Origin of the sequence: Peribacillus folii, assembly GCF_030271255.1 — a bacterium.
Lineage (GTDB): Bacteria > Bacillota > Bacilli > Bacillales > DSM-1321 > Peribacillus.
On record NZ_JASJOM010000002.1, the window covers coordinates 352,890 to 367,435 of the forward strand.

Consider the following 14,546-nt stretch of genomic DNA (forward strand, 5'->3'; position numbering starts at 1 on the left):
ATAATCCCCCATTCTAAATGCTTCGATAGTACTTAAGCCATTCTCCGGTTTTAAAATCATAATAATCATAATTAAAACGCTCGGAATCATCAAGATATGTTACTTCCCAAAGGGGAACGTTCTTTTCCATGCCAAGCTTTACGGAAAGGATTTTCTCTGGATTGAGCTTTTCCTTGGCAATGCTCAAGATTTCTTTTTTCGTTTTACCATCTTTATAGTCTTCCACTACTATTTTCTTTTTTTTATCCTCGGGAAGCCAGACTACTTTTTTCGTTCCTTTTTCGCCTTTACCGATGATGACGGTATATGAATCCTGTCCATTATAAAGGTAAAATTCGTCCATTGTCTGAAGGCCGGCCTCTTCCCTCGCCTTTTTAAAGGCAGCATTGCCAGCTTCTTTTTTTGGCTGCAATGCTTTAATATATGCTCCGCCGACAAATCCGATAAAACAAAGGACCAGGATGGAAGCAACAATCAACCATTTTTTCAAAGCTGTTATTCCCACTTTCTATGTACGATATATTGTAAATATCGCTTTTTGTTGATCTTCGGAATCCAATGCCAATCCGAACATCAAATCATCCTTTTTCAATGTTCGGTTCAAAGAATCCACGATTTTATACAAATCAGGTGAGTGCTGTAGCCTGACTGTCGAGATTACTTCAATTTTGCTTTCCATGAAAATGCCCCTCCATTATAAAATTGTCAACAACCACTGGTATGAATAGGATTAGCAGGCCTTACCACCTATCACATTATACCAGTTCGATGATTATTTTTCTTTATAATTCTGTAAAATTTGAGGCGGAATCGATCCATGATCAACAAATTCATGATATCCATTCTTCTATCATTTCCGCCATCTCCGTGATTGATGCTAGGTGCCAATCGACCGCTGGTATGGCCTTGCGAAATTCCGGTCCATACTTAGCCGTGACAATGCGCCGATCTAGAACGACCAAAACCCCTTTGTCATTGGGGGTACGTATAAGCCTGCCGAATCCTTGGCGAAATCTTAACAATGCTTCGGGTAGGGAATAAGCTGCAAAAGGATTTCGTCCTTGCTTCTCGAAAAACTGGCATTTTGCAGCGGTTACCGGTTCATCCGGTGGTGAAAATGGCAGCCTGACAATGACTAAACAAGATAAATCCTCACCTGGGATATCGACCCCCTCCCATAGGCTTGTCGTTCCAAAAAGGATGGCTTTCTCGAAGTTTTGGAAGTTCCTGAGCAGCCTCATTCGGCTGCCGCCGGAAATGCCTTGAGCAAACAAGGTGAACTCGTCCAAAACCCCGGAGTCTTTGATGGAATGATAAGTGGCCCTCAGCATCTCATGCGAAGTGAATAATACCATCGTCCTGCCATTGGCTGCCTGTGCAGCGGCAATGATATGGTTCGCTGCCGTTTCCGAGAATTCCTCCACAGATAATCCATTGATATCGGGTAAATCATTGGGAACGAGAACCTTTACTAGCTCTCTATAAGGAAAAGGCGAAGGAAACCTTGCCGTTAGCACGGTCTGGTCCCCAAGCCCAAGTTGCTCCTTAAAATACTGAAAGGAATCCTTCACGACTAGGGTTGCCGATGTCATGACCACACTTTTCTGACGCCCGAAATAGGAGTCCCACAGCCATTTACCGCCGGCAATCGGCTGGACCGTCAATGTCACTCCGTGCTGCGGTGCCGCATGAATATAATCAAGCCAATAAATATTTTCTTCATGCGGCTTCATGAAGAACTCATGTAACGAGTCCCTCGTATCCTGCAGCTGACCAAGGAGAACTTCGATATCGTTTAAATAAAATAATGAGTTTTTACCTAAGGGAGACTCATGATTCAATAGCTGGGCCAATCTTTGTGAGAGCTCCATGATGATGTAACCCAATAAATCTACCAATCGCTCGGCAACCAGGATCGCTTTACCCCATCTTCCGTCTTCAATCCTGAATGAGATCCGTTTCGGACCTACTGAACGTGAAAGTTTTTCCGCCTGATTGGAGAGGAAATGGAAAAGCTGCTCAAATTCATAGGAAAAATCATTGAGCTTTTGATCCAGCTCGTTGCCATTCCTTTCATCCGCCAGTCCGTTATTTACGAGTAATTTGTCCAATTTAAACAATAATTGCTTTTGGTCAGAATTCCCTAATCGATTCAATACCGTTTTCACGGCAATATAATTGAGCCTTCTTCCAAGCTGTTTAGAGGCAGCTTGCTCAAGATGATGCGCTTCATCAAGGATCAGGAAGCCTTTCTTCGGAATCAACGCATCTTCTGTCAGAAGATCGGACATTAAAAATGAATGGTTGGTGATGATGATATCAGCCTTCACTGCCGTTTTTTTTGCTCTTTCAAAAAAATCCAATGTTTGCCAAGGTTGTTTTAAACCTTCATATGTAAGACCGTCACTTTGCAGCCTATTCCAAAACAGCTGACCGCCGCTGGAAAGGTTCAATTCATCCTTATCGCCCGTTTCCGTTTCAGTAAGCCAGACCAATATCTGCATTTTCGTTAAGGCGGTTTCATAGTTGTCTTCCTTTTCACGCAATGCGCGCTCGAACTTCGCCAAACTTAAATAATTGCTTCTCCCTTTTAACAGGACAGCCTGAAAATTAAATGGAAGGATCGCCTTCAGCTTAGGAACCTCGTTTTGAAGAAGCTGATCCTGCAGTTGAAGCGTATACGTCGAAACGACAACCGGCTTTTGATGCTTTCTTGCAAAATAAACGGCTGGAAGCAGATAGCCTAAAGATTTACCTATCCCCGTCCCCGCTTCAATGATTGCATCTTCGTTCGATTCAAAGGAATTGTAAATCATATCCATCATCTCAAGCTGACCGCGCCTTGCTTCAAAAGCAGGAAAAGCACGTTGCAGCATCGTCATTTTATCTTCATCGTTAGTAGGATATTCCGCGCCGGCATCACTATGATCACATTCTTCGCCGGTCTTTTTAAAGGCAAGGCCCCTATACGTAATAAGTTCCGGGGAATGCACTTCCGCTTTCGCTAATTTGCTTGCAATGCAAGCATCTATCAATTCGGATATCTCACTTTGTAAGGAAAAAGATAAACGATATAATTGTTTCAGCGTCATCACTGGGAGATTCATCAGCTTTTTCTTCAATTCCAGCAGCAGCAAGGCCGTGGCATATGCATCACTATCCGCCTGATGCGGCCTCGAATGATCCAGATTTTCTTCTTTAGCCAGCTGGTTAAGCTTATATCCATCCGATGTTGGTTTTAAAATCTTGGCTAATTCCACCGTATCAAGGGTCGAACCATAAAAGGCCTCATACCCGCAGCGTACCAATTCTTCCTGTAAAAAAGATAAATCGAATGAAACATTGTGGGCTACAAAACAAGCCCCGTCAATAAGCTGGGCAATATTATGTGCGACATCCTCAAAGTCAGGTGCATGTTTTACCGTCTCGTTGCTGATTCCGGTCAATTCTTCAATAAAGAGGGAAATTTCCTGTCCAGGGTGAATGTATGTCGAGTATTCATCAACAATCTGGTCATTTTCGATGACCACCCCAGCAAATTGAATGATTCGATCCCCTTTTTTCGGAGAATTCCCTGTTGTTTCCAAATCAACCACTACATATCGTTGCGTCATTTATGTACACCTCAAACTTCGCTTTCTCCACTTCCTGATGGAATTCTCTTATCTTTTTATACCATAATAATCGGAATAAAGGAAACAAGCGGTTCATTGAATACTATCCGAACAACGAAATAGGCCGGCCCATATGCGCATGAATTACGCATAAATAGGCCGGCCCATTTATGCGTAATTCATGCGCATATGGGCCGGCCCTTCGCTTACATGATAGTAGCTGCAGGTTCGCTTGAAATCAATTCAATTATTTTGTTCTCTTCATTCATGATCGCTACCTTTGGCTTATGATCCTCGAGTTTATCCTCAGCCACCAGCACATAAGATATGATTATCACGATATCATCCGGCTGGACAAGTCTCGCTGCCGCACCATTCAAACAAACGACACCACTTCCCCGTTCACCAGCAATTACGTAAGTTTCAAGTCTAGCTCCGTTGTTATTATTTACGATGGCAACCTTTTCATTAGGCAGGATCCCTACCGCATCAATGATATCCTCATCAATCGTAATGCTGCCCACATAATTCAAATTTGCCTCGGTAACCCTTGCACGGTGGATTTTCCCATTCATCATCGTTCGAAACATTCCAATTCCCCCTGAGAAATCATGTTTTATTTCATGTTGATCGTTATATTATCAATAAGCCTCGCATGCTTGAATTTAACGGCGAGCGCGATGATGATGCTTCCCGAAAGCGTTTCGAGCGGTTTAAGCTCCGGATATCGGTAGACTTCAACATAGTCGATGACTCCATCTGTCCGGGCTTCAATATGTTTCCTTACAAGATCCGTGATCGCTGCAGCAGTCGTTTCACCTGAATCAATGGCTTTGGCAGCTTTTAATAAGCCTTGAAACAGCTCCTTAGCCTGCATGCGCTCACCATCTGAAAGATAGACATTCCGCGAGCTCTTCGCCAAACCATCTTCCTCCCGGACGGTATCAACGGCGACTAGCTGGATCGGAAAATTGAAATCCTTTATCAAGCCATCAATTACAGCGACTTGCTGGGCATCCTTCTTGCCGAAGTAGGCACGATCGGGAAGGATGATATTGAAAAATTTCGTAAGGACTGTCGCTACACCATCAAAGTGGCCTGGTCTTTGCCTGCCGCATAGGCAATCCGTCCTACTTTGGACAACAACCTTCACCGAAGGTTCCTCACCATACATCTCTTCGACGGTTGGATAGAAGAGATAATCTACACCCGCATTATCAGCAACGTTTTCATCACGTTCCAAATCGCGCGGATATGCTTCAAAGTCCTCATTCGGTCCGAATTGCAATGGATTGACGAATATACTCAATACGACGATATCATTTTCTTTCCTTGCCTTTTCCATAAGGCTGGCATGCCCTTCATGTAAATAGCCCATCGTCGCAACATAACCGATACTTTTGCTGTTGCTTTTTTCTTCGCGGAGCACCTGCTGCAATTCTCCTGCCGATGTAAAAGTTTTCATCTTTTCCCTCCGTAAAGCTCTGAAAGCTGCTCTTCCTTCATGGTAAATGTATGCTCCTGTGAAGGAAATCGATTCGCTTTCACTTCATCCACATAGTTTATCAGCGACTGTCCAATCAGTTGGTTCGCATCACCAAAGACCTTGACGAATTTGGCAACCCGGTCAACCCCATATTTAATGACATCATGATAAACGAGAACCTGGCCATCCGTTTCTGCACCTGCTCCAATCCCGATGGTCGGTATTTCCAAGTGGCGGGTGACAAGTTCCCCCACTTGGTGCGGCACACATTCAAATACTATCGCCATTGCCCCGGCCGCCTCACACTTTTTCGCGTCTTCCACAAGCTGTGCGGCAGCTTCTGCGTCTTTTCCTTGGACTTTATATCCCCCAAGCACTCCCACCGATTGAGGGGTCAAGCCAAGATGGGCTACAACCGGGATGCCTGCCTTCGTCAGGGCAGATATTTTTTCAACGACATCATCAGCCCCTTCAAGCTTCACGGCATCCGCATGTCCCTCCTGCATGATCCGGGCTGCATTCTTGAGCGTTTCATCCATGGAAAGATGATAGCTCATGAAGGGCATATCGGTGACGACAAAGGTATCCGGCGCCCCCCGTTTTACAGCCTTGGTGTGATGGATCATATCATTCACCGTTACAGGAATTGTCGACTCATATCCCAATACGACCATCCCTAAAGAATCTCCTACTAAAATCATATCCACCCCTGCTTGTTCGGCCAATTTTGCCGACGGATAATCATAGGCGGTCAGCATCACTATCTTCTCTTGATTTTGTTTCATTTTCAAAAAATCTCCGGACAATTTCATTACGTTTCCTCCTTTTGTTGGAGGAGATGAAAACATCAGTTTAGGAAACTGGTGTCTATACATTCATACGCAAAAAAAGACTGACTAAAAGGGCACCTGTCACTCTAACGAATAATGGCAAAAATAAGCCAAACATCGTTCAACAAACAGCACTTGTCTTTTTAGTCAATCCTTTTGTTCCATCAGAAGTTTCATCCCTCCGTCCTAGTCCAGCACACTGGATCAAGGCAGATTTTCAAATAATTTGGTATTTATGGGGGTGCAGTTCACGAGAGATACTGCCCACTTGCATTATATCAAGCAAAAATCAAAAATTCTATTTTTTTTTACCGATTTGACAAAAATCTACTGTATTTCTATATCTGCAGAATAAATGGAATGGACGGTCCCTTTTTCATCTTCAAGGAGCAAAACTCCCGTCTCGGTTATGCCCATTGCTTTTCCGATAATCGTATCGTTGACGGTACTGGCCCTGATTACCTGTCCAAGACTGATCGCGTAACTTTCCCATAAATCCTTTATTGGTGCGAACCCTTCCTTCAAGTAGAGCTCATATAAATTTTCCAGTCGTAATAAAACACGTTGAATGACCGTTGACCTTGAAATCGTTTCACCGCTCTCTATGAAAAGCGAGGAGGCCTTACCCTGGAGCTCTTCAGGAAAATCTTCCAGTTGTTGATTGATGTTCATTCCAATTCCGATAATGACGGAATGTATCCTATCCGATTCAGCCTGCATCTCGGTCAGGATGCCCACCACTTTCTTCCGATTCACCAAAATATCATTGGGCCACTTTATTTGCGGTCTCAAATCCGTCGTATCCTCTATTGCCTGAGCCACAGCAACTGCTGCCAATAAGGTCAGCTGTGGAGCCTCATGGACCGGAATGTTCGGCCTTAAGATGAGGCTCATCCATATGCCGCTGAATTTTGGTGAATGCCAAGATCTCATCAGTCTGCCCTTTCCGGATATCTGTTCCTCCGCAACGACTAGAGTCCCCTCCTGAACACCATCATTTGCAAGTTGATGGGCAATCTTTTGTGTGGATTCCACCGTCTCCTGATAGTGAATCATCTTGCCGATCGTTCTTGTTTCCAAGCCAAGCTGGATTGCACTTTCGGAGACTTTTTCTGGTGCCGATATGATACGGTAGCCTTTTTTTCTAACCGCTTCGACACGATATCCTTCATTGCGAAGATCTTCAATATGCTTCCAAACCGCTGTTCGTGAACAACCGATATATTCAGCAATCTCCTGACCTGATATAAATGCACCATCTGCCTTTGAAAGGGCTTCCATCAGCTTTGTTCTTAACTCAGATTGCATTTCACCAGCCACCTCTTTATTTCTTCTTTATCGTTTCTTACTTGTCCATTCAAGACAGCCTTCACGATCATTTCCAGGGACGTTTTTACCCAAGGGCCTGGTTTTTCTTGACGCCAATTCACTAAATCCGTCCCCGTTACGGAGAGTTCGGACATGTTTTTGAGCGTCAAAGCCTCGTGCAGATGGCGGCCGCTTTCCTCCGCCTTCATGACATCCCCCCGTGTGAGGGCAGCCCTGACCTTGAACGCCTGTACAGTCAGGTCATGTCCTGCCTGGAATACCTCGAAGGCTGATTTTCCAAATGATGGTTCCTGTTTTGCCAGCTGTACAATCCGCTGGATGTTACGGATAGTTTTCACGGGCAGTTTCCATGCCCTCAATGCCGCTTCCATTTCTTCATCAGCTGTTTGAATCATGATCACGGACCATAACTCTGCTTCTTTTAAATGATCAAGCGGCAAATTCAGTACATTCAATAAATGGTCTTGTTTATCCGAGAGTTGCGGCAGGTATTGAGATAATCCGCTTTCCAGCAAAAGGGTGATCGCCCTTTTCTTATAAGCGCCGGACATTACCTTCTCGAATTCGACAAGTATCCTTTCGATGGCGATTTTGCCGATGAGGGAAGCATTCGCTTGAAGCGAATGATAGGTTTCACGATCCAGCCCAAAACCAAGCTGGCTGACAAACCTCAAGGCGCGCATCATCCTCAAAGCATCCTCATGAAACCTTTCATGCGGGTTGCCGACCGTAATGATCCTTTGCTCTGAAAGATCTCGCTTCCCATTGAATGGATCGATGATATTGCCGGCCTTGTCCATGGCCATTGCGTTCATCGTAAAATCCCTTCTTTGTAAGTCCTCGGTCAAAGAACGAACAAATTGAACGGAATCCGGTCTGCGGAAATCCGAATAACCGCCTTCCGTCCTAAATGTCGTAATTTCATATGTACCTGAGGGTGTGATTGCCAGCACTGTACCGTGATCGATTCCAATATCCGCCGTTTTGGGAAACACTGATTTTATTTCCAGGGGAGTAGCGGAAGTGGCGATGTCCACATCATTTATCGGTCGGCCTAGAATATAATCCCTGACAGATCCACCGACGAAATAGGCCTCGAATCCTGCTTGTTCAATCTTTTCAAGAATGGGCACCGATTGTAAGAATAGCTGATCCATCAGCATCGCCTCCTATCTGATTTTTTTAGCTTCAAGAGCTTCCAGATAAATGGCTTCATATTCTGACATGATCGTATCTGAATGAAAATCGGTATTAGCTCTTTTCAGTGCTGCCTCTGAAAAACGTTCATGCAAATCGGGATCACTCAATAGACCGACCGCTTTGTCAGCTACCGTCGCGACATCCCCCAAATCACAAATATAACCAGTCTCCCCATTAATGATGACCTCGGGAATGCCGCCAATATCCGTTCCGATACAAGGCACTCCACATGCCATCGCCTCCAGCAGGACAAGGCCGAAACTTTCTTTTTCCGATAACAGATATAACAAATCACTAATCGAATATAATTCGGCAAGGTTGTCCTGTTTGCCAAGGAATAGCACTGACTCCGCGATTCCAAGGTCTTTGGCCAAGCTCAATACGGTTGTCACTTCCGGCCCGTCCCCAACTAGGAGGAGCTTGGCAGGTATTTTCTTTTGAGTTAAATAAAACGCCTGGATGACGTCTTTCACACGCTTGACTGACCGGAAATTCGAAACATGAATGATCACTTTTTCGTCATCCTTGATGCCATATTCATCCTTCAAGTATTCGGAATTGGACTTATGGTAATCTCTTTCATCAATGAAATTATAAACGGTTTTTATTTCTTTTTTGGGATCGATCAAATCATATGTTTGTTGGACAAGCGAGTCCGACACTGCTGTAACGACATCGGATTGCTCGATTCCAAACTTTATTAAATTGGTCAGTGAAGGATCCTGTCCCAGTACGGTAATGTCTGTCCCGTGAAGCGTAGTTACGATCTTCACTTCATTGCCTGACATTTGCTTTGCCAAGATCGCACAAACAGCATGGGGAATCGCATAATGAACGTGAAGGATATCCAACTTTTCCCGTTTCACCACTTCAGCCATTTTGCTTGCAAGCGCAAGATCGTATGGTGGATATTGGAAGACGGAATACGAATTCACTTCCACTTGGTGATAATAAATATTGTGGTACATCTTATTCAAGCGAAAAGGAAGGCTTGAAGAAATGAAATGTATTTCATGCCCTTTTTCAGCCAGCATCTTGCCTAATTCAGTTGCAACTACACCTGATCCTCCAACTGTGGGATAGCAGGTAATTCCAATTTTTAATTTCATAAGATTAGTTTTCTCCTAACAAATCGGCATCGATCAATAACGGTTTCTTTGTCATGAATCCTTCAGCATATGCGACTCCGGCTTCTTTGCCGAACATCCGCTCCCGTGCCTCCACCGTCTCGATATAACCATTCACAAGCGGTGTTTCCACCGTTACCTCCGTTTTTTCGAATTGGCTGACGTATGCCCTGAGGCTGTCCAGCTTTCTCGGTAAGGTAGATGTGATGTCCACGACAAAGTCGGGCTTGTGAAAACCGTTTATCATATAATAATACATATTTTTCACACGATGATGATCGCTTCCCTCTGCTTCCATATACTTTCTCACTCCCGCAGAAAAAACTGCTTCTTCCACTAATTTTGCGCAGTTTCCATGATCGGGATGGCGATCTGCCTGAAAAGGGGCGAATACAAGCGCAGGTTTATACCGGCGAATGATGGCAATGATTTGATTTATGTATTCCGCTTTCATATATAAACCCCGATCGGGTAAATCAAGGGAAATTCTCTTCACCCCTAGAATGTCTGCCGCCTTCTTCGCTTCTTCCTGCCTTATTGAAACCGTTCCGTTCGATGACATTTCAGCTTTTGTCAGATCACATATCACGATATTCTTGCCTTGCTGCACATACTTGGCGATTGTGCCGCCCATACCGATTTCAACATCATCTGCATGTGCACCGAACGCCAGGATATCTATATTACTTTTGCTTGTCATTGATCTCACCTTGTTTTTTTCGTAGTTTAAGCCAATCCATATACCCATGCTGCAGGCCTTGGATCAGTACTTCTGCCGTGCCCATATTGGTCGCCAACGGAATTTCATATACGTCGGAAAGGCGGATAAGCGCAGATACATCAGGTTCATGGGGCTGTGATGTCAATGGATCGCGGAAAAAGAGGACCATATCCATTTCCCCCCGAGCGATCATGGCACCTATTTCCTGGTCTCCGCCAAGCGGACCCGAATGAAAGCGGTGAACCGGCAAGGACACTTCCTCAATGATTCGTTTTCCGGTCGTACCTGTTGCAAATAACTCATGTTGCTCAAATACTGCTTTATACGCTGTTACGAATTGAATGATATCTTCTTTTTTCTTATCATGGGCAATCAAGGCAATTTTCATCGTCAATCCTCCACTCCCTATTCAATAATATTTTCCAGACCGTATACAAGTATGTCCAATTTCATGACCGTATCTACCGCAAGTTTAACCCCCGACATGAAGGATGCCCGGTTAAAGGAATCATGTCTGATCGTCAACAATTCCCCATCGCTACCGAAAAGTACCTGCTGATGTGCTACGAGGCCCGGGAGCCGAACACTATGGATATGCATGCCGTCAACATTCGCTCCTCTTGCCCCGAGGATGGTTTCCTTTTCGTCGGGATGACCTTGCTGCTTCGTTTCCCGTACCGCAGCAATCATATCTGCCGTTTTCGAGGCGGTGCCTGATGGGGCATCCAGTTTTTGATCATGATGCATTTCAATGATTTCAACATCCGGGAAATATTTGGCCGCCATTTGCGAAAACTTCATCATCAAAATGGCACCTATCGCAAAATTAGGTGCAATGATACAGCCGATACCTTTTTCCTTTGTCAGGGATTCCAGCTTGGCTAAATCTTCTTTTGTAAAGCCGGTCGTGCCCACTACAGGCCGGATGTTGTGCTTCAATGCGGTCTCGGTATGATACATCCCCACCTCTGGTGTAGTCAAATCAATCAATACGTCGGCTTCCACCTTAGTAAAGCATTCGTTTATATCCGAAAATACAGGCACGTCAATGCCTTGGAAACCTTCTATCGAGGAAAGATTTATCCCGTTATGTTTATGATCGATCACAGCCGCCAATTCAAATTCATCCGTCCTTTGCACGAGCTTGACCGCTTCATTTCCCATTCTGCCACGCGGGCCGGCAACAATCACCTTTACTATACTCATTTTACCTTTCCCCCTCCGTTTTATCTTCTTTTTTTGTCCATCTATCCTTATCACGGGTTGTAAACTTATGCATCACCTTATCATGTGAGCTTTGGAGGTCGATTCCCAAAGAATTGGCAAAACAGATTAAAACAAACAGCATGTCGCCCAATTCTTCCTCGACCGTGTTGTCTTCCTCCGTTGTTTTCTTCGGTTTTTCACCATGATAATGATTGACCTCCCTTGCTAATTCCCCCAGCTCTTCAGTCATCCTGGCGAGCATGGCAAGAGGACTGAAGTAGCCTTCCTTGAATTGTCCTATGTATTGGTCTACCTCAGCCTGCATTTGTTGAATCGTCTTGTTCTTTTCCATTTAGTCACCCAATCTCGATTTCGTTTACAAACTTCATCTCATCTCCATGTTAGCTAAAAGTGAAACAGATGACAACAGATACGTTCGCGAATCAAAATTGCCCATAGTTGGTTAATTAGTTATAATAAGTCAATTGAAGGTTTACTTAACCGTTTGGAGGTATGGAGAATGCTTTTGGGCTTAAAACTAAAAAATACACTATTCATCTTATTTGGGGCTGGAATCTTTGCCTTTGGCCTCGTTCATTTTAACATGCAGAATAACTTGGCCGAAGGCGGCTTCACCGGTCTAACCTTGATTATATATCAACTTGTTGGCATAAATCCTTCCTATTCCAATTTGGTTTTGAATATTCCCCTGTTTCTAATCGGATGGAAATATCTAGGGCGAACCGCCTTTCTTTATACCCTCATTGGAACGGTAGGTCTATCTGTTTGGCTATGGGTGTTCGAAAGGTACCAAATCACCATCGACCTCGGAGGCGATTTGATGCTGGTTGCGTTGTTTGCCGGGGTCTTTGTCGGCGTCGGTCTTGGCATCATCTTCCGTTATGGGGGGACAACGGGCGGAGTCGATATCATTGCACGTTTTGCTCATCGTTATTTAGGATTGGGCATGGGTCGTACCATGTTCATCTTTGATGCCGTCGTAATCGGCCTATCCATCCTTACCTATTTGGACTACCGACAGGCGATGTACACCCTCGTTGCCGTTTTTATCGGAGCAAGAGTCATCGATTTCATGCAGGAGGGTGCATATGCGGCCAGAGGGGCGATGATCATCAGTGAAAAAAACAAGGAAATTGCTGAAAAGATCATGAAAGATATGGAGAGGGGCGTGACGGTCTTACGCGGATATGGATCATTTACTCGTAATGATCGGGAAGTTCTCTATTGTGTCGTCGCCAAGAACGAACTTGTCCGTTTAAAAAATGCAATCACGTCCGTGGACCCCCATGCCTTCGTATCCGTAAGTGAAGTGCATGATGTATTGGGAGAGGGCTTCACCCTGGATGAGAATAAGAATCCGATTGAAAGATGATTCAATGAACAGAAGGCATAAGGGGACACACCATAAACTTGTGTAAACGGATAAAAGGACGCACATCATATGATGGCGTCCTTAACCGATATTACTCATCCCTCGTCATGCCTGTGTACATGAGCAGCAGGCGAACCAACTCAAGCACGGCTACAAGAGCGGCAGCAACATACGTCAGCGCGGCTGCACTCAATACTTTTTTCGTTTCCCGCTCTTCGTCATTTCGGATGACCCCAACCGACACGAGTTGATCCATAGCTCGAGAGGAGGCATTGAACTCGACCGGCAGCGTTATCACTTGGAATACTACAGCGGCTGCCATGAATACGATCCCCGCCAATAGCAATCCTGGGATACGTGCCAATATCCCCACTAAAATCAAGATCCAAGATATGTTTGAACCAAAGTTAGCTACCGGTACCAGTGCATGGCGAAACCGTAAGAATGCATATGCTTCTTTATCCTGGATCGCATGTCCGACTTCATGCGCCGCAACGGCTACACCTGCAACCGAGTGACCGTGGTAATTATCCGTCGATAAACGCACCGTTTTATCTCTTGGATCATAATGGTCAGATAGCATCCCAGGCGTTTCTTCCACCCTGACATTGAATAGCCCATTTTGATCAAGGATGGCCCTTGCCGTCTCAGCGCCATTCATCCCAGATGATGCCGGAACCTGCGAATATTTTTTATACGTGCTTTTCACTTTCATTTGAGCATAAATCGGGATTAATATGATAATCGCCAAATAAATGAAATACATGGTATCCTCCTATAACTATAATTACTTTTCATTCTATAAATTGAAGACACCCCTGTCAAATATAGTGTTCTCTTTCCTTTCGTTTTTAATCATGATGTTGTTTTCTCGGTTTTTCACGATCTCCTTTGTATTTTCTCCAGCCTACATAAGAAAGGGTCATGATAATGATGCTGCCTGTAGATATGATGACCCACCAAAGCGAAGGATCCGTATCATCTTCTCCCATATCTTCAAAAATGGAGGTTAATTCGGTTTGTAAAGCGTCCAACTCCTTTTGACCTTCACCATCATTGATCACTTCCGGTCTGTATTGATTAATGTATTGAATCCGCGTGTCCAACTGCTGCATAGCTTCCTTGGAAAGGTCCACCTTTAAGCTAGGATAGATCATTTCATATTGTGAAAGGAATAAGTTCAACTGGCTATTGAATGTAATCGCGTCTTGTTTGATGGCGGCATCCTTCGTCTGCTGGAAAGAACTCATCATCTGATCCTCCATCTCTGTCCAAAGGGGCTGATGTGTTGACTTGACCGCATCGACGACAAGGCGGAATTTCGTCACAGAATTAATCTTTTCGGATTCTCCCTTATTCATATCCTTTATCGTCATCAATGCTTCATTATGAGCTACAGTGATAATCCGAAGTTCGTCCATGTCAAGAATCTGCTCTTTCGCTGTTTCCTTTAAAAACCGGTCAGAAAAATATGTCAGCATCTTTTCCGAATCACCATATCGCTTCAACTTGGCCATTTCCAAGGCTCTGTCGGAAATGTTATCCAATTGCTCCAAACTTGAAGAGGATTCTGCATAGACAGGGAATTGTAAGACGACAAATAAAACAGCAATGGTTAATATGGATTTTTTCAACATGCT

16 protein-coding genes are annotated in these 14,546 nt (G+C 44.4%); 1 reads left to right on the forward strand and 15 read right to left on the reverse strand.

Features of this window, described 5'->3' with window-relative positions; all coding sequences use genetic code 11:
- Positions 1 to 13 precede the first annotated feature (13 nt).
- The 13 genes from QNI08_RS04335 to QNI08_RS04395 form a co-directional block, all read right to left on the reverse strand.
- Positions 14 to 490 carry a cell wall elongation regulator TseB-like domain-containing protein gene (locus QNI08_RS04335; protein ID WP_285766200.1) on the reverse strand — a complete coding sequence of 159 codons (477 nt, stop codon included), beginning with the start codon at positions 488 to 490 and terminating at the stop codon, positions 14 to 16.
- 18 nt (positions 491 to 508) lie between these two features.
- Positions 509 to 679: a YpmA family protein gene (locus QNI08_RS04340; RefSeq protein ID WP_285766201.1), complete on the reverse strand. Its 171-nt coding sequence runs from the start codon at positions 677 to 679 to the stop codon at positions 509 to 511.
- 151 nt (positions 680 to 830) lie between these two features.
- Positions 831 to 3,614 carry an ATP-dependent DNA helicase DinG gene (dinG, locus tag QNI08_RS04345; RefSeq protein WP_285766202.1) on the reverse strand — a complete coding sequence of 928 codons (2,784 nt, stop codon included), beginning with the start codon at positions 3,612 to 3,614 and terminating at the stop codon, positions 831 to 833.
- A 206-nt stretch (positions 3,615 to 3,820) separates the two neighbouring features.
- The gene (gene panD, locus QNI08_RS04350) at positions 3,821 to 4,204 is read right to left on the reverse strand and encodes an aspartate 1-decarboxylase (RefSeq protein WP_285766203.1); all 384 of its coding nucleotides are present in this window, start codon (positions 4,202 to 4,204) and stop codon (positions 3,821 to 3,823) included.
- Between the two features lie 26 nt (positions 4,205 to 4,230).
- Positions 4,231 to 5,079: a pantoate--beta-alanine ligase gene (gene panC, locus QNI08_RS04355; protein ID WP_285766204.1), complete on the reverse strand. Its 849-nt coding sequence runs from the start codon at positions 5,077 to 5,079 to the stop codon at positions 4,231 to 4,233.
- Positions 5,076 to 5,912 (reverse strand): 3-methyl-2-oxobutanoate hydroxymethyltransferase, encoded by an 837-nt coding sequence (panB, locus tag QNI08_RS04360; protein WP_285766205.1) that lies wholly within the window; start codon positions 5,910 to 5,912, stop codon positions 5,076 to 5,078. The genes panC and panB overlap by 4 nt, the downstream gene beginning before the upstream one ends.
- Before the next feature lie 345 nt (positions 5,913 to 6,257).
- Positions 6,258 to 7,238: a biotin--[acetyl-CoA-carboxylase] ligase gene (locus QNI08_RS04365; RefSeq protein WP_285766206.1), complete on the reverse strand. Its 981-nt coding sequence runs from the start codon at positions 7,236 to 7,238 to the stop codon at positions 6,258 to 6,260.
- A complete protein-coding gene (locus tag QNI08_RS04370; RefSeq protein ID WP_285766207.1) occupies positions 7,223 to 8,416 on the reverse strand; it encodes a CCA tRNA nucleotidyltransferase in 1,194 nt (397 codons plus the stop codon). The genes QNI08_RS04365 and QNI08_RS04370 overlap by 16 nt, the downstream gene beginning before the upstream one ends.
- Positions 8,417 to 8,428: 12 nt before the next feature.
- The gene (gene bshA / locus QNI08_RS04375; protein ID WP_285766208.1) at positions 8,429 to 9,568 is read right to left on the reverse strand and encodes an N-acetyl-alpha-D-glucosaminyl L-malate synthase BshA; all 1,140 of its coding nucleotides are present in this window, start codon (positions 9,566 to 9,568) and stop codon (positions 8,429 to 8,431) included.
- 4 nt (positions 9,569 to 9,572) lie between these two features.
- On the reverse strand, positions 9,573 to 10,286 hold the full coding sequence (gene bshB1, locus QNI08_RS04380) for a bacillithiol biosynthesis deacetylase BshB1 (RefSeq protein ID WP_285766209.1): 714 nt from the start codon (positions 10,284 to 10,286) through the stop codon (positions 9,573 to 9,575).
- On the reverse strand, positions 10,270 to 10,695 hold the full coding sequence (locus QNI08_RS04385; protein ID WP_285766210.1) for a methylglyoxal synthase: 426 nt from the start codon (positions 10,693 to 10,695) through the stop codon (positions 10,270 to 10,272). Before QNI08_RS04385 ends, bshB1 begins: the two co-directional genes overlap by 17 nt.
- Before the next feature lie 17 nt (positions 10,696 to 10,712).
- Complete coding sequence (gene dapB / locus QNI08_RS04390) at positions 10,713 to 11,513, reverse strand: 4-hydroxy-tetrahydrodipicolinate reductase (RefSeq protein ID WP_285766211.1); 801 nt, start codon at positions 11,511 to 11,513, stop codon at positions 10,713 to 10,715.
- Position 11,514: 1 nt separating this feature from the next.
- Positions 11,515 to 11,865, reverse strand: coding sequence for a nucleotide pyrophosphohydrolase (locus QNI08_RS04395; protein ID WP_285766212.1), 351 nt, complete (start codon positions 11,863 to 11,865; stop codon positions 11,515 to 11,517).
- Positions 11,866 to 12,033: 168 nt separating this feature from the next.
- Here QNI08_RS04395 and QNI08_RS04400 point away from each other — a divergent pair, with 168 nt between their 5' ends.
- On the forward strand, positions 12,034 to 12,906 hold the full coding sequence (locus QNI08_RS04400; RefSeq protein WP_285766213.1) for a YitT family protein: 873 nt from the start codon (positions 12,034 to 12,036) through the stop codon (positions 12,904 to 12,906).
- Positions 12,907 to 12,997: 91 nt separating this feature from the next.
- Here QNI08_RS04400 and QNI08_RS04405 read toward each other — a convergent pair whose 3' ends face one another.
- The gene (locus tag QNI08_RS04405) at positions 12,998 to 13,672 is read right to left on the reverse strand and encodes a zinc metallopeptidase (RefSeq protein WP_285766214.1); all 675 of its coding nucleotides are present in this window, start codon (positions 13,670 to 13,672) and stop codon (positions 12,998 to 13,000) included.
- Positions 13,673 to 13,757: 85 nt separating this feature from the next.
- Entirely contained in the window at positions 13,758 to 14,543 is a 786-nt protein-coding gene (ypjB, locus tag QNI08_RS04410; RefSeq protein ID WP_285766215.1) for a sporulation protein YpjB, read from the reverse strand.
- Positions 14,544 to 14,546 lie beyond the last annotated feature (3 nt).